At 66.5% G+C, this 15,643-nt stretch carries 18 protein-coding genes; 7 read left to right on the forward strand and 11 right to left on the reverse strand.

The features are described from left to right. Positions 1-131 precede the first annotated feature (131 nt). The gene (locus tag AC6I6N_RS09655) at positions 132-443 is read right to left on the reverse strand and encodes a cupin domain-containing protein (protein ID WP_279870431.1); all 312 of its coding nucleotides are present in this window, start codon (positions 441-443) and stop codon (positions 132-134) included. A gap of 200 nt (positions 444-643) precedes the next feature. Between AC6I6N_RS09655 and AC6I6N_RS09660 the strand changes: the two genes are divergently transcribed. From AC6I6N_RS09660 to AC6I6N_RS09675, 4 genes are all read left to right on the forward strand, one after another. Beyond that, complete coding sequence (locus tag AC6I6N_RS09660; protein WP_279870432.1) at positions 644-1,438, forward strand: enoyl-CoA hydratase/isomerase family protein; 795 nt, start codon at positions 644-646, stop codon at positions 1,436-1,438. A gap of 4 nt (positions 1,439-1,442) precedes the next feature. After that, positions 1,443-1,901 (forward strand): PaaI family thioesterase, encoded by a 459-nt coding sequence (locus tag AC6I6N_RS09665; RefSeq protein ID WP_279870433.1) that lies wholly within the window; start codon positions 1,443-1,445, stop codon positions 1,899-1,901. Between the two features lie 64 nt (positions 1,902-1,965). Continuing rightward, positions 1,966-2,559 (forward strand): biotin transporter BioY, encoded by a 594-nt coding sequence (locus AC6I6N_RS09670; protein ID WP_114861715.1) that lies wholly within the window; start codon positions 1,966-1,968, stop codon positions 2,557-2,559. A gap of 31 nt (positions 2,560-2,590) precedes the next feature. Next, positions 2,591-3,007 (forward strand): nuclear transport factor 2 family protein, encoded by a 417-nt coding sequence (locus AC6I6N_RS09675; RefSeq protein WP_279870434.1) that lies wholly within the window; start codon positions 2,591-2,593, stop codon positions 3,005-3,007. 39 nt (positions 3,008-3,046) lie between these two features. Here the strand turns inward: AC6I6N_RS09675 and AC6I6N_RS09680 are convergent, their stop codons facing one another. The 10 genes from AC6I6N_RS09680 to AC6I6N_RS09725 all read right to left on the reverse strand — a co-directional run bounded on the left by AC6I6N_RS09680 (position 3,047) and on the right by AC6I6N_RS09725 (position 11,467). Beyond that, the gene (locus tag AC6I6N_RS09680) at positions 3,047-3,823 is read right to left on the reverse strand and encodes a DsbA family protein (RefSeq protein ID WP_279870435.1); all 777 of its coding nucleotides are present in this window, start codon (positions 3,821-3,823) and stop codon (positions 3,047-3,049) included. Positions 3,824-3,835: 12 nt separating this feature from the next. Continuing rightward, the gene (locus AC6I6N_RS09685) at positions 3,836-6,715 is read right to left on the reverse strand and encodes a conjugative transfer ATPase (protein ID WP_497943468.1); all 2,880 of its coding nucleotides are present in this window, start codon (positions 6,713-6,715) and stop codon (positions 3,836-3,838) included. Then, positions 6,715-7,146, reverse strand: coding sequence for a TIGR03751 family conjugal transfer lipoprotein (locus tag AC6I6N_RS09690; protein WP_043223459.1), 432 nt, complete (start codon positions 7,144-7,146; stop codon positions 6,715-6,717). The genes AC6I6N_RS09685 and AC6I6N_RS09690 overlap by 1 nt, the downstream gene beginning before the upstream one ends. Further along, complete coding sequence (locus AC6I6N_RS09695) at positions 7,127-8,527, reverse strand: TIGR03752 family integrating conjugative element protein (protein ID WP_279870437.1); 1,401 nt, start codon at positions 8,525-8,527, stop codon at positions 7,127-7,129. The genes AC6I6N_RS09690 and AC6I6N_RS09695 overlap by 20 nt, the downstream gene beginning before the upstream one ends. After that, positions 8,517-9,404: a TIGR03749 family integrating conjugative element protein gene (locus AC6I6N_RS09700; RefSeq protein WP_279870438.1), complete on the reverse strand. Its 888-nt coding sequence runs from the start codon at positions 9,402-9,404 to the stop codon at positions 8,517-8,519. The genes AC6I6N_RS09695 and AC6I6N_RS09700 overlap by 11 nt, the downstream gene beginning before the upstream one ends. After that, the gene (locus AC6I6N_RS09705) at positions 9,401-10,090 is read right to left on the reverse strand and encodes a PFL_4703 family integrating conjugative element protein (RefSeq protein WP_032958271.1); all 690 of its coding nucleotides are present in this window, start codon (positions 10,088-10,090) and stop codon (positions 9,401-9,403) included. The genes AC6I6N_RS09700 and AC6I6N_RS09705 overlap by 4 nt, the downstream gene beginning before the upstream one ends. Further along, on the reverse strand, positions 10,087-10,497 hold the full coding sequence (locus AC6I6N_RS09710) for a TIGR03750 family conjugal transfer protein (RefSeq protein WP_124086392.1): 411 nt from the start codon (positions 10,495-10,497) through the stop codon (positions 10,087-10,089). Before AC6I6N_RS09710 ends, AC6I6N_RS09705 begins: the two co-directional genes overlap by 4 nt. A 6-nt stretch (positions 10,498-10,503) precedes the next feature. Beyond that, positions 10,504-10,803, reverse strand: coding sequence for a TIGR03745 family integrating conjugative element membrane protein (locus AC6I6N_RS09715; protein ID WP_437340646.1), 300 nt, complete (start codon positions 10,801-10,803; stop codon positions 10,504-10,506). 83 nt (positions 10,804-10,886) lie between these two features. Then, positions 10,887-11,120: a TIGR03758 family integrating conjugative element protein gene (locus AC6I6N_RS09720; protein WP_009463356.1), complete on the reverse strand. Its 234-nt coding sequence runs from the start codon at positions 11,118-11,120 to the stop codon at positions 10,887-10,889. After that, positions 11,117-11,467, reverse strand: coding sequence for an integrative conjugative element protein, RAQPRD family (locus tag AC6I6N_RS09725; protein ID WP_497943469.1), 351 nt, complete (start codon positions 11,465-11,467; stop codon positions 11,117-11,119). The genes AC6I6N_RS09720 and AC6I6N_RS09725 overlap by 4 nt, the downstream gene beginning before the upstream one ends. 176 nt (positions 11,468-11,643) lie before the next feature. On the opposite strand from AC6I6N_RS09725, the gene mads1 reads away from it, so the two are divergent. From mads1 to AC6I6N_RS09740, 3 genes are read left to right on the forward strand one after another with little or no spacing between them, the layout of a single operon-like run. Then, positions 11,644-11,907 carry a methylation-associated defense system helix-turn-helix domain-containing protein MAD1 gene (gene mads1, locus AC6I6N_RS09730; protein ID WP_034036938.1) on the forward strand — a complete coding sequence of 88 codons (264 nt, stop codon included), beginning with the start codon at positions 11,644-11,646 and terminating at the stop codon, positions 11,905-11,907. Then, the gene (locus AC6I6N_RS09735) at positions 11,907-14,633 is read left to right on the forward strand and encodes a DUF499 family protein (RefSeq protein WP_249364538.1); all 2,727 of its coding nucleotides are present in this window, start codon (positions 11,907-11,909) and stop codon (positions 14,631-14,633) included. The genes mads1 and AC6I6N_RS09735 overlap by 1 nt, the downstream gene beginning before the upstream one ends. Next, positions 14,633-15,634 (forward strand): hypothetical protein, encoded by a 1,002-nt coding sequence (locus AC6I6N_RS09740; RefSeq protein ID WP_034036935.1) that lies wholly within the window; start codon positions 14,633-14,635, stop codon positions 15,632-15,634. The genes AC6I6N_RS09735 and AC6I6N_RS09740 overlap by 1 nt, the downstream gene beginning before the upstream one ends. Positions 15,635-15,643: the final 9 nt, after the last annotated feature.

A 15,643-nucleotide genomic window follows, 5' to 3' on the forward strand; every position in this document is an offset into this window, starting at 1 on the left:
GGACGGGGAGTACCTGAGCGTTGAGGGAAAGACGAGGCCCGTTCGCGAATCGATTCTGGGACGGGCAAGGCGTTGGCTCCAGCGAGTTTTTTTCAGCCGGCGTTGAGATTTCTGTGGGCGCCCGACGCCACCTACGGACTGCCCACCCTTTCCACGACCAGGAGGCGTGCCTCGCCACGAGGAACCGCGCGGTGCTCGCATCCCGTTTCCGCGAAGAAGACATCGCCGACGCCCAGCTCAATCACCTGCTCCCGCCCATCGACTCGATGGTGCATGTCCACCGTGCCGTCCAGGACCACGAAAACCTCCTCGCCGTCGTTGATGTGCCAGCGATAGGCCTGGTCGGTCCAGTGAATCTTCACGGATAGGCCGGACAGTTCGGCAATGGAGACAGCACCCCAGGGTCTGCTGGTGGTGACCTCCCGGCCACGGACAACCTTCATGGAATCGCCTCCGTTGTCGATGTGTTGGCCGGCATTCTTCAAAGATGTCGGCGACTGCTCCAGCGAGAAATTTTCAGTCCCACCTGAGATATTCGCGTTTGGCCGCAAGCGTCATCGCGCAGCAGACTTCTCGGGTACTGCCCGGCGCTGCCGAATCGATGACGGCCCGGCACTTCGGGCGGTTCCTCGCAGGAGAACCCATGTCTTCCGATTTCATTCGATGCGCGTCGCACCCAGACGGCTATGCCGAGTTGGTCATCGACCGGCCGGCAGCCCGCAACGCCCTGTGCCGCTCACTGACCGATGCGATGGCCGCGCACCTCGACAGGCTGGCGGCCGACGCCGCCGTGCGGGTGGTCCTGCTGCGCGCCGAAGGCGAACACTTCGCGGCCGGTGCCGATCTCAAGGAAATGCTGGGCATCAGCGCGGAGCAGGCGCGGGCTACTGACTTCGCCGGTTGCTGCGCGCCGCTGGGCACGTTCCCCAAGCCCGTGGTGGCGCTGGTGCAGGGCTTCGCGCTCGGCGGCGGCTGCGAACTGGTCGAGATGTGCGATATCGTGCTGGCGGCCGAGAACGCCGTGTTCGGCCACCCGGAGGTTCGCGTCGGCACCATGCCCGGCGCGGGCGGCACGCAGCGCCTGCCGCGCCTGCTCGGCATGGCCAAGGCGCTGGACCTGCTGCTGACCGGGCGTCGCATGGACGCCCGCGAGGCCGAACGCAGCGGGCTGGTCTCGCGCATCGTGCCCCCCGATCACCTGCTCGAAGAGGGCCGCCGGCTCGCCGCCGACATGGCGTCGCTGTCGGGCGAGGTGCTGGTCCTGATCAAGCAGGCCGCGCGTGCCAGCGCCAGCCTGCCCATGGACGAAGGACTGCGCCGCGAGCGGGCCGCCTTCCACCGCACCCTTTCGCTGTCCGATCGAGAGGAAGGCATGCGGGCATTCCTGGAGAAGCGGCCACCTCTATTCAACCCCCTCTCCACTGCAAAGGAACCTTAGAGCCATGAACCAAACCGCTCCCTCCTTGCCGCTCGATCCCCAGGTCGAGCGAATCGTCCGCGACAGCTTCGCCCGCCAGGGCCTGATGCACCACCTGGGCGCCGAACTGCACGAGGTTGCGCGCGGACGGGTTAGCATCCGGTTACCGTTCCGCGAAACCCTCACCCAGCAGCATGGCTACTTCCATGCCGGGGGCACCAGCGCCATCGCCGACTCGGCCGGCGGCTACGCGGGCTTCACGCTGTTTCCACCGGACAGCTCCGTGCTGACCGTCGAGTTCAAGATCAACCTGCTCGCCCCCGCGCAGGGCGACTACCTTGAAGCGGTCGGTACGGTGGTGCGCTCCGGACGCACCCTGACCATCTGCCAGCTCGAAGTCTTCGGCGTCACCGAACAGGGACGAGCCCAGGTGGCGCTCGGCCAGCAGACCCTGATCTGCCTGCAGGGCAAGCAGGATCGATGACGTTTCCGGTGTCCGCGCAAGGATGCGCTCGGCGGCCAGTTCCGCCATTCATGAAGGAGAACCCATGACCCCAACCTCGACCCAAACCCTCGGGCCCCTCGACACAACCCGCTGGCTGCGTGGACAGTCCAACGCGACCAAGGTGCTGGCGGTGCTGTTCGGCACCCTCGTGCTCACCGCGTCGTCCCACGTCAGCGTGCCCATGGTGCCGGTGCCAATGACCATGCAGACGCTGGCCGTTACGCTGGTCGGCGCACTGTACGGCTGGCGCCTGGGTGGCCTGACGATCCTCGTCTGGCTGGCCCAGGGCGCGCTCGGCTTGCCGGTGTTCGCCGGCGGCACGGGAGGTCTGGCGCGCTTCCTGGGACCGACGGGTGGCTACCTGCTGGCCTTTCCCGTGGCCGGCGCGCTGACCGGCTGGCTGGTCGAACGCGGCTGGCAAGGCGAGCGCGTCGTGCTGGCCTTCGCGGCGATGCTGATCGGCAATGCCCTGTGCCTGCTGCTCGGCGGCGCCTGGCTGGCCGCGATGGTTGGCGTGCAGAAAGCCATCGCCGTGGGCGTGGCCCCCTTCGTCATCGGCGGCGTGCTCAAGTCGGTGCTTGGTGCAGCGCTGCTCAAGGCCATCGACAGCGGTACCCGCAAGGCGGCGCACCGATGACGCGCGTCTCGGGCCGGCCCGATACATCACGATGAACGCCCTCGATGTGGGGCAAGCGCGGCGCTTTGCGCAGGCGTGGCTGCCTGCCTGGACCGGCAACGATCCCCAGCGGCTGGCTGCCTTCTATTCCGAGGATGCCTTCTATCTCGACCCTGCCGTACCCCAAGGGCTGCGGGGAAAGCCCGCGTTGCTGGGCTATTTCGAGCGCCTGTTGGCACGCAATCCGGCGTGGGTCTGGACGCAGGTCGAGGGCATCCCCATGCAGGATGGCTTCCTCAACAAATGGCGCGCGGACATCCCGGTCGGCGGCGAGGTGTTGACCGTGGTCGGCGTATGCCTGGTGCAACTGGACCATGCGGGCAAGATTCGCCGCAACGAAGTGTATTTCGACCGCTCCGAGCTACTGGCAAGAATTGCCGCAGCTATCGAGCCGCAGAACAGCGAATGAACCGGCAGGGCGGGAAGTGTTGCCGCCTTGACAATCATGCTATCTCGCTCGACTCTCGGTCAGAGTGGCATCGCTTTTCGGTGATTCGGATGCCTTGGGTCCAACAGTTTCTTCTGACGCGACCAAGTCCAGAGCCGACAGCAGCGCATCGCCCTCGACCGGACCGTGCAGCAGCAGCGATTTCCCCGTCAGGCCGTCGTCAAGCCGCACGGTGGGCGTGGCGTTGATGTCGCTACGCACAGCCTCGTCGGCCTGCGCGCGAACGATGGCTGCGGGGCGATCGCTGTCCAGGCAGGCCCGCATGGCGGTCGTCAGACCTGGCCAGGCCTGATCGGTGGGCAGCCCCTGGCCATCGCCCCGGGTGTTTTGGTAGAGCCAGGCGATGGCACCGAAGAAGGCCTCGTGGCCTTGCGCTTCGCCTGCGCACTCGGCCACGCGGGCCAGCCGACTCGCCTCGGGATCGTGCATCGCCAGCGGCAGGTGATGCCACCGCAGGCTGGCTTCGGGATGGGCATCGATCCAGGCCATCAGGGTCGGGTAGTAGGCCTTACAGAACGGACATTCCAGGTCGGCGTACAGCGTCAGCGTGAAGCGCGCATCGGCTGGGCCGTGGCGCCAGGGTGGGCCGGCCGGATGCGCCTGCGGGGCCTCAGGCCCCGTGCGTGGTGCCGGCGCACCGGGCGTGCGGTACAGGAGCCAGCCCAGCAGGCCGACTACAAGGATGCCGGCGACCACCCAGGGCAGCCGTGGCAGGCGCCCAGCGCGCTTGCGAATGGCCTGGGATCGGCTCGGCAAGGTGGTTTGCTTCGAGGACATGACGCGCTCCGGTCATTTCGGCAGGGACAGCGGCGGCGATGCGATGCCACGCGCCTGGTCGATCTTTTCGGCCACCTTGAAGGCGGCATCCAGTTCGTCGATGCCGTACTGGCGCATGAGTTGGTAGCGCTCGGCCTTCTCTTCCGGCTCGGTCTGCGCAAGGGCCAGATAGAGGCTGGGCGGCACGGCGCGGAACAGCACTTCCATCGACTTGGACAGGATGACGCCCTCGCTGAACTTGCCCGCCTCCTTGCGCGCGGACAGCATCAGCGCCTTCTGCGCGGGCGACAGTTCGCGGAACCGGGCGATCTTCTCCACCTCGTCGGGCGGCATCGACAGGCAGATCCACCACTCGATCATGTTGAGCATGGGCTCGGCGGCCTTGGGCAGGTCGTCGATGTTCTGCGTCGCCAGCCAGTACCACGCACCGAGCTTGCGCCACATCTTGGTGATCTTGACCACATAGGGCGCGAGCAGCGGATTCTTGGTGATGATGTGGCCCTCGTCGGTGACGTTGATGATCGGCCGGCCCAGGAACTGATCGCGCTCGGCGATGTTGTTCACCGTGTTGATCAGCGAGATGTAGGCGATGGAGAGCTGCGCGTTGTAGCCCTCGCGCGCGAAAGTGGCCAGATCCACGATGGTGATGTCCGCCTCGGGCCAGGGCGTGCCCGGACGGTCGAACATCTCGCCGTCCGCGCCCTGGCAGAGCATGTCCATCGCATCGGCCATCTCCAGCAGCCGCGCGCGCCGGGCATCCGGCAGGTTGGCGTCGCGGGCGCGTTCGCGCAGCGCGTCGCGCACGTCGCGGGTCAGCACCGTGCGCGCCTGTTCCACGCAGCGCTGGGCGGCGTCCAGGATGCACTGGCGAATCAGGCTGCGGTCGGCGCGCGTCATGCGCGCTTCCTCCTTGTCCTCGCCGCCGGTGATCATCAGCCGGGCGGTGATTTCGAGTTCGCCGAGCACGTCGCGCTGGTCATCCCCGTCGTCGGCCGGATGGGTGTCGCCGTCCTCGTCCAGAGCGTCGGCATCCAGCGTCTGCACCTGGCCCGGTGTATCGACCAGGCGCCAGGCATCGGCGAATGGCGCCAGGCTCACGCCCGCGCCGGGTGCCAGCTTCACGCGATGCACGCTCAGGCCCAGCCGAGCGGCGAAGTCACCGAACAGGCCAAAGCTGTTGCCGGCCTCGACAATGAACAGCCTGGGCCGGTAGATCGCCGTGACCTGGTTGAGGATGTTGTTCAGCGTGGCGCTCTTGCCGGAGCCGGTTGGGCCGAAGAGGAACAGGTGGGCGTTCAGCTGCCGGTCGAGCCGGTTCAGTGGATCGAAGGTGATCGTGCCGCCGCCCCGGTTGAAGAAGGTGATGCCCGGATGGCCGGTGCCCTGGCTGCGCCCCCACACTGGCGCCAGATTGGCCGCGTGCTGCGCGAACATCAGTTGCGTGTACCACTGCCGCTTGTCCGCCGCCGGGTCGAACAGACAGGGCAGCCAGCGCAGGTAGGTGTTGAGCGGTGCCACCTCGTCCTCTTCGCGCACCGGTTGCAAGCCCGCATTAAGCATGACATTGACCAGTTGCAGGCTGCGGGCGTCGAGCTGCGCCATGTCGCGGCCGCGCAGGTAGAACGCCAGCGTGCCCCGGTACAGCTTGTGCGCGCTGCCGATGAGGCCGCGGGCCTGCTGCACGTCTTGGCGCGCCTGTTCGCTGGCGAGCGTCTCGCCAACCGCCTTGCGGGCCAGGTGGTTGAGGTGCGCCTCCAGCACATCCTGCGGCGTGGCGACCAGAGTCAGGCACATCACCGTGTCCTCAGGCATCTGGTCGAACAGCGCGTTCATCGCATCGCCGCCCTTGCGCGTCTCGCCGGTCACGTGTCCGGTCGCGGGCGGCGAGCGCAGGCGGTCCATGACGATAGCCCGGTGCGGCATGCCGTCGAAGAACCACAGGCCGCGGGCGACATCCGAGCGCGGCTGACCGAAGAACAGGCGTTGTGCGAAGTCGCCGCTGGCCAGTTCGATCTCACCTTCTTCCCGTTCCTCCGGGTAGCGGGCGAGCGCGTAGAAGCGTTCCCGGTCTTCGGCCGTGCTGCCCAGCGCGCCGGGATTCGGGTTGAACCAGCGCAGCAGCCAGTCGTGAATGTCCGCCGCGCCAAGGCGCCGGGCCTTGACGCCGGCATTCGCCAGGCCGCCGACCAGGCGGTCGCAAATCGTCGCCAGGGCCTGCTCGGGCGATTGCCCCCGCCGGGCCGATGCTGCGTCCGGGGTGCGCCGATAAACCACCATGCGCACGCGCCGGGTCTGGCCGCGCCACGGCAGGCGAGTGACCGTGGTGTCCTCGAACAGGCCGCCCGGCTTCGCGATCGCGCGCAGGTGCTGCCCGAAGAAGCGCAGATAGAACTCGCTGAACGCGCTGCCCTGCGCGCGTGGATGCAGGTACGCCTCCAGCGTGCGCAGGTAGTGGTCCCAATCGGCTTCGTCCTGCGCGTAGAGCTGCACCACCCACGGGTTCTCGTCCAGTTCGTCGAAGGAGTCCTGCAGCGCATTCTCCAAGGCATCGCGGGCCTGCCACAGCCAGGCGGTCTCGCGCCCTTCGGTACCGATCGGCTGCAACTCGAAGAACGCCGCCACCGATTGGCCATCTTCGAGCAGCATGCTCTTCGTGGCCGGCAGGTACTCGACCCAGGGCAGCAGGTCGGCGAAAGACGGCGCCACGTCATAGAGCGCCGCGTGGTCGGCCCGCGTCGCGGGTCGCCGATGATTCGACCCAAGGGCGGCGCCAGGTGCGTCGATGCCGTGCGCAGCGAGGCGGTCGACATGCCGCGTCCAGGCGTCCGGCTCGATGTCGGCCTGGACTGGCCTGGGGGCCGGACGACGCGGCCACGGCAGTCGCCAGCCCATCAGTAGTCCTCCAGCCGCTCGCCGGGCATCGCGTACTGCACGCGCTGGTAGAGCGGGAAGACGGTGCTGTAGCCGGGCACCGGTACTGGGTCGGTGCCGGCCAGGTGCGGAAAGACGTACATCACCAGATCGGGGTTCGGCAGTCGATGGAACTGTCGCTGGATCTCGTTCGCTGCTGTGCGGGTGTAGGCCGCGTTCCGGGCGGACGCCGCGAGGGTGTCAGCGTCGGTCAGCGGACGGCGCAGGTCCTGGCGTGCGTCGAGCAGCAGGCGGCCGGCCTGGCCGCCGCTGTAGCCGCCAGTCTCGTGCTCCCAGATGTCCTGCATGGTGTGCTCGCCCCGAGGTAGCAGCTTTTCCGAGCTGGTGGCACAACCCGCGAGAACGGCGGCGGCGAGGAGGACAAGGGGGCGGTCAATCCAGGTCCGATGCATGTGCTTCTCCCATGAGGTGATTCACCCGGCGTCCCTTGGCGTCGTGGTCGATGGCGATCGGCTGCTCCAGGTGCACGGCCACCCTGGCGCCGGGCTGCACGTAGACCGCCGCGAAGGCCTGGCCGTAGAGCTTGTTGACCCAGTCGGCCATGTCGCGCACGCCACCGGCCAGGATGCGGCCCATGGCCTCGTTGCCCGAGATGCCGACCGTGCCCAGCGAACCGTTGTTGTTAGCGACCACGGCCACGCTGCCGTTGTCGGACTTGATGAGCGAGGCGGCGCCCGCGCCGGCCGCGGTGATCAACGCCTGCGATCCCAGGTACTGCTGGGCATTGCTGCGCCGCTCGCCCGAGATGCACGGGATGCCGTAGGGATCGCTGATCCAGCCCAGGCCATCCAGCAGGCTGGTGCTGTTCTGGCTTCGACTGCGCTTGCCGTCGTCCTCCGGCACCGTGCGGATGGTGCCGTCGCTGAACACGAAGGTGATGGAACGGACCTGCCCACGCACGCACGAGAGCGTCCAGTCGCCCGAGGCCGTGCCGCTGACCACCGCACCGGCCACGTCGGGAATCTCGATGCCGTTGGCCGCCAGGTTATCGGCCCCGATCAGCACCTTGAAGGGAAACGGGTCGTTGACGGCGCCGTCGATGGGAATGCGACCGATCAGTGCAGTCATGGCGACCGAGCCCATCAGCGTGGCATTGGTGGGCACCGTATAGACCGCCTGGGTGGTGCCGCCAACAGCCTGCGCCGTGCTGTCGCTGACGGCCTCCGCCGAGGCCGGGCCGAAGCTGGAGGGAAAGGCGGGCAAGCGCAGGCTGCTCGAACCGCCCTTGGGATCGGGCCGGGCGTCAGCCGGTTCGATCCAGCGCATGCCGCCATCCGTGAGCGGTCCGCCGTCATGCCCGTCCAGTCCAAGGCCGATCGGCAGGTCGGCGGCATCGCCCTTGCCGGACAGTCCGTCCAGGCGGCGCTGCAAGTCCTGCATCAGCCCTTGCGTCTGCTGCCGGTCGCTGGCGGCCTGGGTGCGCTCCTGTTCCAGGCGGCGGCGTTCGCTGTCGAGGGCGTTCTGGATGCGCTGGTCGATCGCACCCTCGCGGGTACGCAGGCGCTCGTTCTCGGCCTTGTGCTGGCGGTTGTCGCTCAGCGCGGTCTGCAGCTCGGTGCGGAGCTGCTTGACCTGCGCGACCAGGGTGGCGACGGTGTCGCGCGGGGTGTCGCCCGCGATGCCGAGCGCCTTCATTTCTTCGGGAGTGAGCTGCCCCGGAACATCCTGCTTGCCAGGCGCAGCGTCACTGCCTGAGAACAGCCTGGCACCGACGAACACCAGCAACAATGCCATCGGAATCAGCAGCCACTTCAACAGGGGATTACTCCTCATCGGACGTCCTCCCCGCAGCGGCGGCCGGCGGCAAGTTCGTGCCGGCATCGATGGGGCTGAGCACCGGCATCAGGGACTCGGCCAGGCCACGGCCGCGCGTGACCAGATAGACCACCGTGGTGTCGGTCGAAGCGCCCGCCGGCCCCAGGTCCGGATGCTGGAAGGTCGCGGCCACGAAGTCGCCTTGCAGCACCCTTGGATCGAGATCGATACGGTGAGGCGAGGTGTTGGTCAGGCGCACCGCGGTGACCCACTGGTCTTCGAGTCGCCAGGCCGCCAGCGCCCGCGCCTTCAGCGGCAGCGTTGGCAGCAGTGTGTCCAGCGCGAGCGGGCGCCGCAGCGGCACGCGCCCGATGCCGGCCACGGGCTCGACGGTGCGCAGCGGTGCGTAAAGGTTCTGCGCCGCGTAGCGCGTCAGGACAACGGTTATCGGCGTTTGCCGACGCCTCGCGGGTTGCGCTGCCTGGGTTGGACCGGCGGCAGTGTCACCGCTGGCCTCCGCGACGGCCTCCTGCAGGACGATGCGTACAGGCTCCAGCGGCTGCTCGCCTTCCCCGGCGTCCGTGGCTGCGATGTCGACCAGCACGATGGCGCCGGATTCCACGTCCTGCAGTTGCAGCCGCGTCGGCCCGATGGCCTCGCTGGCGCGCAGGTAGATGGCGCCACCCGCGCTCTGCACGCGCAGCCGCTCGCCCAGGCTCGGGGGCAGGCCGACACGCACGTTGCGATCGATGAAGACCACGCGCTCTTGGCCGACGACCAGCGGGACGGCCAGCGGCAGCCGCTGCCAGCGCAGGACCTCGATGGCATGGCTGTCCGGCACCAGGCCGAAGCCAACGGCCAGGCTCGCCACGATGGTGAAGACGTGGTGTTTCATGGGTTGCCTCCCTGCGAAAGGCCGCCGCCGGGCGTGCCGGACGGAGGCACTGCCGGCGACGGTGCCTCGATCCGCTGCGGCGCGCCGTCATAGCAGTCCAGCGCAAGACCGAAGGGGTTGTGCTGGGGATCGACGTCCAGCCGCACCACTTTCAGCGGATAGCGCACCAGGGCCCGCTTGACCTGCTCGGCGCCGTAGTACTCGTCCGCGCTGACATCGAGCGTGACGATCCAGTCGCGGCTGGAAACCGTCTTTACCCGCATCGTGGGGTTGTCGCCAAAGCCGCGCCCCGGAATCTCGTAGATGCCACGCACCCGCTGGCGCAATTCGCCACTGCTGCGCCGGTGCTCGTAGTCCTGGCGCAGGAAGGCCTGGCAGGCCGGTGTGAAATAGGCCGACAGCGCGTGGAGGTTGCGCGGGTAGTCCTGTTCGCCATCCGTCGGCCAACGTTGTACCTGCTGCCAGACGTAGAAGGCGAACGCATAGACATTCTCGGGCGGCACATCCCACCAGGCGCGGGTGCTGCCCGAGCGCAGATCGGGGGGCACGTGGATCGTCAGTTGCCTCGGCGCACTCCACCAGCCGAAACCGAGCAGCAGCGCCACCACGAACAACGCACCGGCGCCCAGGCGCAGCGTGCGCACATGGGCCTGCAGGTGATGGACTTCATTCCTGAAACGGCTCATGAGGCGGCTGCTCCGCGTGAGCGCCGGGTGGTCCAGTACCCAGACCGCGTGATGAGACGGTGCCCACCGAGCGAGGACGCTGCCAGCGGATGGCGCAGCGCCAGGCGCCACTGCAGTTGCCGGTACAGCCAGATGTCCGGGCGGCCGCGCTTCTGCCGGCGCAGGAAGCCGCCACCACCGAACACGCCAGCCGCCACGCCGGCCACGATCAGGGTCGGCACCATGGCGACGCTGTGCGTGGCCCAAGCCAGCGGCACGCCGGCGATGAACCCCGCCACCGCGGACAGACCGGCGCAGATCCAAAGTTCGTCGGCGGTCAGGCCCCTCACCACCACGGGCTGGCGGTTCAGCCTGTGCGGCAGGAAGGTCACCAACCCGTCACGCGCGATATCGTTCAAGGCAGCCATCGCCGCTCAGAGCACGCCAGTGGCCTTGGTCAGCAGCCAGATGCCGACCACCAGCAGGATCGCACCCACGGCCACGGTGAGACCGAACTGGCCCCAGGTGGCGCGACCGGTATGGATTTCCGAGTAGCGCGTATAGGCGTGGTAGCACACGCCGACGAACATCGAGGCGACCACGAGGAGCGCGATCAGCAGCACGATGTCATAGCCGTAGTTCTGCAGCGTCTGCATGATGCCGCTGCCCTGGCCGCGCGACGGGTCCTCGATGGTCGGCAGGCCCTGCGCCCGGGCCGCCAACGGCAAGCCCATCAGTGCCAGCGGCGCGAGGATGGTGGTGGCAACGCGATGGGGAATCGGATGGGTCTTCATGGCGGTAGGGCCTTTCGTGGTGGTCAGGACAGGAGGAAATAGGTCAGCACCAGGTACATCGCGACGAATCGCACGACGACGCCCAGGAACTGGCGCTGGGACAGGCGCTGCTCGGCCCACCCGGTGTAGGCGGTACGCATGGCCCACACCCCCCACAGGAGCAGGACGGCGAACACCAGGCCGAGCACCACCGTGGCAACGGCGGCTGGGGCGAAGCCGCCATTGGCCTGGAAGGCACTGACCTGGGCGGCGTTCATTGGGGTGCCTCCTGGTCGGAGGGCGGGCTGGACTGGCGGTAGTCACCGGACAACTCGACCGTATCGCGCGGCTGGGCGCGCGGCGGCGTCAGGTAGTCCTGGATGCCCGCCCGGACGCGCTGAAGATCCTCGCGCAGGCGGGCATGGTCGAAGTGGTAGCGGGCGCGCTGCTGCTGAGCGGTAAGGACGGCGTACTCGGCCTGGTGGTCAATCAGGTCGATCTGGCGAACCAAGGCCGCAAGCTGCTCGCGTTCGATGGCATCGTCTGACGCGCTGGCGGGTTGCCCGGCCGCAAGCAACATGGCCAGCAGCGGCCATGCGAGCGTGTAACGGTTGGGTTGCGCCATCGAGCCATTCCCATGAATGCGGATGGCCAGATGCTGTTCGGTAGCTGTCTCGGCTGCACCTAAGAAAAGGTACTGTGGCGCTACCGCATAGATGCGCGTCACCGGCTTAGCAGCAACCGCAAGAACTTGCCAAGATTGCCAAAAACTCCCAAAACAAGGTAAATCAGTGGCAAAATATGCGAATCAACGCTTCCCTGGGCTGCTGTGCGATGCCAACCGATCCCGATGAAATCCTGACCATTGACGAGCTGGCCAACTACCTGAAAGCAGGCAAGCGAACGGTTTATCGCTTGGCAGCGGAGGGAAGAATTCCGGCTTTTAAGGTCGGAGGCACTTGGCGGTTCCTGCGCACGGACATTGAGGTCTGGATCAAGCAGCAATCGACGGGCCATCTAGAACCTACAACGCAGGAGAAACTGCACAAGGGGGAGCGCAAGTAATGCTTGGACTGACGCTACGAGAAGAATTCCGGGGCAAGCGCCTCAGGGGCACCGCTATCGAGCTGTCCAACGACCAGCACACGGGCGCGACCCAGATTGCAGCCAAGCAATTCCTAGAGATCACTTACCCCACGCACGACCTGCTGAAAGGGATCGAGGCCGTCGGCCCCAGTCAAGGCCGCCCCGTGGTCGTGATCGGCGAACGTGGCCTCGGCAAATCGCACTTGATGGCCGCGCTCTTTCACGCCGTCACCGATCCTGCATCGACGAGCGCATGGCTCACTGCGTGGGCGACCACACTGGCCGATCCCAACGTCGGCAAGATCGCGCTGCGCGAAGGGATGCACGTCATCGGCGAAAGCCTGCATCGCCATCGCTACAAGTTTCTGTGGGATGTGCTGTTCGAGAACCATCCCTACGGCACCTACATCAAGGGCAAGTGGGAAGGTCAAGGTGCATCCAAGACGGAAATCCCGTCCGATAAACTCATCGTTGAGCTGCTGGAGAACAAGCCGACGATGTTGCTGCTGGACGAGTTCCAGACGTGGTACGACGGCCTGACCAACACCAAGCAGTATCCGTGGAAGAACTGGGCATTCAATTTCATCCAGATTCTTTCGGAGATCGCCAAGGAGCGGCCCGACCTGTTGGTGCTGGTGATCTCGGTGCGCAACGGCGGTAGCGACGCCTATCAGCAGGTGCATCGCGTTAACCCGGTCGCTATCGACTTCAAGGCGGGCGGCAGCGCTGAGCGCATCCAGCAGGATCGCCGCCGGATGCTGCTGCACCGTCTGTTCGACAACCGCTTGCAGATCGCCAGCGGCACCATCGAATCGCTGGTCGCGCAACACGTCGCCGAGTCCTTTCGCCTGCTCGACGTGCCGCCCGCCGAACAGGAACGCAAGCGCCGGGAATTCATCGAATCGTGGCCCTACGCGCCGCACCTGCTGCGCCTGCTCGAAGAACAGGTACTCATCGCCACCGACGCACAGGAAACGCGCGACCTGATTCGCATCCTCGCCAACCTCTACAAGAGCCGTGGCGAGGCCGTACCGGTACTCACTGCCGCCGACTTCCGGCTGGATGATGACACCTCGGGCATCGGCGCGCTGCTCGAAGCGGTCGCCAACCAGCATCACCGCACGCTGCGCGAAAAGGCACAACAGAACATCATCTCGGTGCAGGAGGCGCGGCACGACCACGCCAGCATCGCGCCACACCTGCAAGAAATCATCGGCGCGCTGTGGCTGCGCTCGATTGCCGTCGGCAACCTCGCCGGAGCCGAGCCTGCGACGCTGCAACTGGACATCACCCGTGACAAGCCGGTAGACGACAACGCCTTCCAAGTCGAGTTGGCAACCATTGTCGAGAACAGCTTCAACATCCATCAAGAAGGAACCAAGCTGCTGTTTCGCGAGGAGGAGAACCCGCGTGCCAAGCTGATGGCCTACGCCCGCAACGACAAGCTGTTCGCCGATGGCGCGGATCAGGCGCAGCTCGCCCGACAAGTGCGCTATGTCATCGGCGGCAGCGATGAAGTTGCCAAGACCTTCCGCGTGATCGCCCTGCCGAAGTCGTGGAGCAACGATCCGTGGACGTCGCTCGATGAAGCCGAGCAACCCGACAAATGGGACGACCGCCTGCCCATCCTTGTACTGCCAGAAGAACCGGAAAAGCTCGACGCCACGCTGGGCCGCTGGCTCAAAGACCAATTGCAGAAGCGTCGCAACACCGTGCGCTTCCTGCTGCCGCGCTCGGGCAGTACCAACTCCTTCATGGATCGTGACCTGCTCATCCTCGCCCGCGCCGAAATGAAGGCGCAGGAGTGGAGCAGCCAGAACCCCGAATACAAGAAGCTGCACAAGGAATTCGAGAACACGCTGCGCGACAACCTCAAGAAGCGGTTCGACCGTTTCGCCGTGCTGCATCGCTGGAATTTCGGCGACCCCGCGCAATGCAAATTCAGCGTCGAACGTCTGGACAAACAGGGTTCGCAGATTCCCGAGGCCATCGAGGAGGCGCTGACCAGCGACCTGTTCGTGCCGGAGGACTTTGAGGAGCTGGTGCTCGAATTCGCCAACAACAACGAATCGGTCGGTAAGCTGCTGCGCGAACTGCAAGAGCCGCGACCGGCTGGGCAGGACTGCATCCCGTGGCTGGGCGAAACTTCGATGAAGGAGCGCCTGCTGCGCCTGTGCGCCAAAGGCAAGGTCGCCATCAATGTGCGCGGCATGGAGTACCTGCAAACGAATCCTGGCGAGGACGAGGACACCGCGTGGCGGCGTCTGCGCCCCAAGCTTTCGCTCACGGGTCGCCACCTCGACGACGTGTTCGTGATGCTGCCCTCGGCTGTACCCGCAACGGGTGGCTCTACACCGCCTGCGCCGTCGCCGAGTGGTGTTACGCAAGGTAGTGCTGCTCCCACGCCGGGCGTGCCCGTTCCCACACCAGGTGGTTCGCCCGCACCTACACCGGGGTCCACGCCGGGCGGCATCTTCGGCGTCGACGGCGGCACCACCAAGCCGCGTACGGCGCTATCGAACCCGGCCACATCGCCGCTGAACCTGATCGGCAAGATCGAGGGTTGGGGCATCGGCCCGGCCACCAAGGTCGCGGAGGTGTCCATCAAGGTGTCTGCCGCCACCGGCGCACAGCTCAAGGAACTGCTCAAGAAGCTGCCCGAAGGCATGACCTTCGAGCTGAACCTTGAGAAGGAGGACGACTGATGGCACTGACCGCCAGCGCCTTGCAGGCACTGACCCAAGACTCCGACACCGATGCTTGGCGCGTCATCGTCGGCCACGCAGTCGAAATTGCCAGCAAGCCGCTGGCCGCAGGCAACGCACTCAGCGAGGTCGTCAAGCGCGACCGCGAGATCGGTGCACTGGATTTGTTCCTCGCCTCCAGCGGCTGGGATTTGTGGCAAGCCTTCGGCGACAGCGTGGAGCGCACCTCGGATCGCTTGGTGCGCTGGTGGGCCGAGCCCTTCAGCGCCAAGGCGGTGCTGATTCTCGATGGCCTTTCCCTGCGCGAGCTGCCGTGGCTGTTGCAGGGCGCGAAAGAGCGCGGCTTCACCACGCACGAGGTCGCTGCCTGCGCCTCCGAACTGCCCGGCGAAACCGACGAGTTTGCCCGCGCGCTCGGCTTCAGTAGCCGCAGCAGGCTCCAGAACAACGGTGGCGGCCTCGCGCACAAGCTGCAAGCCGCTAACACAGAAACCGTGGACTTGCCGTGGAAGGACTGTGAAGCCCTGATCGGCAGCGTGCCGAACCAGATCTTCTGGCACCACTGGCCCGACGCCAAGTTGCACGACATTGCAGGCCAAGGTCAGGGGCTGGAACCGCTGACCAAGGACGTTGCCGAGCAACTGAGCAGCGACGACTTCTGGAGCTTCGTCGAGCGTCTCGCTACCGGGCGGCGGCTGGTCATCACCTCCGACCACGGCTACGCGGCCACCGGCTACTTCCCTGATGCCGATGGCGAGGTCGGCCAGTTCCTCAAGCAGACCTTTTCAAGCGGGCGCAACAAGGCAGGTGCTGGCCTCACACAAAACGACTGCGGCCCCTTCGTGCCGCCCGTGGCATTGCAGATCAACAGCCCCCACGGCGCACCCCTGTTGGCCTTGGGCCGCAGGAAGTGGCGCAGCCAAGGCGGCTACCCGACGCTCACGCATGGCGGCTTGTCGCTGCTGGAAGTTCTGTCGCCATGGATTGAGATAGGCAAATGAGCGTGTTTG

The sequence above is a fragment of the Alcaligenes sp. LTN-3 genome (assembly GCF_059735605.1).

Excerpts from the sequence above, each read along its gene's own strand:
- AC6I6N_RS09655 (WP_279870431.1), bottom strand. The coding sequence starts at position 443 with ATGAAGGTTGTCCGTGGCCGGGAGGTCACCACCAGCAGACCCTGGGGT.
- AC6I6N_RS09660 (WP_279870432.1), top strand. The coding sequence starts at position 644 with ATGTCTTCCGATTTCATTCGATGCGCGTCGCACCCAGACGGCTATGCC.
- AC6I6N_RS09665 (WP_279870433.1), top strand. The coding sequence starts at position 1,443 with ATGAACCAAACCGCTCCCTCCTTGCCGCTCGATCCCCAGGTCGAGCGA.
- AC6I6N_RS09670 (WP_114861715.1), top strand. The coding sequence starts at position 1,966 with ATGACCCCAACCTCGACCCAAACCCTCGGGCCCCTCGACACAACCCGC.
- AC6I6N_RS09675 (WP_279870434.1), top strand. The coding sequence starts at position 2,591 with ATGAACGCCCTCGATGTGGGGCAAGCGCGGCGCTTTGCGCAGGCGTGG.
- AC6I6N_RS09680 (WP_279870435.1), bottom strand. The coding sequence starts at position 3,823 with ATGTCCTCGAAGCAAACCACCTTGCCGAGCCGATCCCAGGCCATTCGC.
- AC6I6N_RS09685 (WP_497943468.1), bottom strand. The coding sequence starts at position 6,715 with ATGGGCTGGCGACTGCCGTGGCCGCGTCGTCCGGCCCCCAGGCCAGTC.
- AC6I6N_RS09690 (WP_043223459.1), bottom strand. The coding sequence starts at position 7,146 with ATGCATCGGACCTGGATTGACCGCCCCCTTGTCCTCCTCGCCGCCGCC.
- AC6I6N_RS09695 (WP_279870437.1), bottom strand. The coding sequence starts at position 8,527 with ATGAGGAGTAATCCCCTGTTGAAGTGGCTGCTGATTCCGATGGCATTG.
- AC6I6N_RS09700 (WP_279870438.1), bottom strand. The coding sequence starts at position 9,404 with ATGAAACACCACGTCTTCACCATCGTGGCGAGCCTGGCCGTTGGCTTC.
- AC6I6N_RS09705 (WP_032958271.1), bottom strand. The coding sequence starts at position 10,090 with ATGAGCCGTTTCAGGAATGAAGTCCATCACCTGCAGGCCCATGTGCGC.
- AC6I6N_RS09710 (WP_124086392.1), bottom strand. The coding sequence starts at position 10,497 with ATGGCTGCCTTGAACGATATCGCGCGTGACGGGTTGGTGACCTTCCTG.
- AC6I6N_RS09715 (WP_437340646.1), bottom strand. The coding sequence starts at position 10,803 with ATGGGCTTGCCGTTGGCGGCCCGGGCGCAGGGCCTGCCGACCATCGAG.
- AC6I6N_RS09720 (WP_009463356.1), bottom strand. The coding sequence starts at position 11,120 with ATGAACGCCGCCCAGGTCAGTGCCTTCCAGGCCAATGGCGGCTTCGCC.
- AC6I6N_RS09725 (WP_497943469.1), bottom strand. The coding sequence starts at position 11,467 with ATGGCGCAACCCAACCGTTACACGCTCGCATGGCCGCTGCTGGCCATG.
- mads1 (WP_034036938.1), top strand. The coding sequence starts at position 11,644 with ATGCGAATCAACGCTTCCCTGGGCTGCTGTGCGATGCCAACCGATCCC.
- AC6I6N_RS09735 (WP_249364538.1), top strand. The coding sequence starts at position 11,907 with ATGCTTGGACTGACGCTACGAGAAGAATTCCGGGGCAAGCGCCTCAGG.
- AC6I6N_RS09740 (WP_034036935.1), top strand. The coding sequence starts at position 14,633 with ATGGCACTGACCGCCAGCGCCTTGCAGGCACTGACCCAAGACTCCGAC.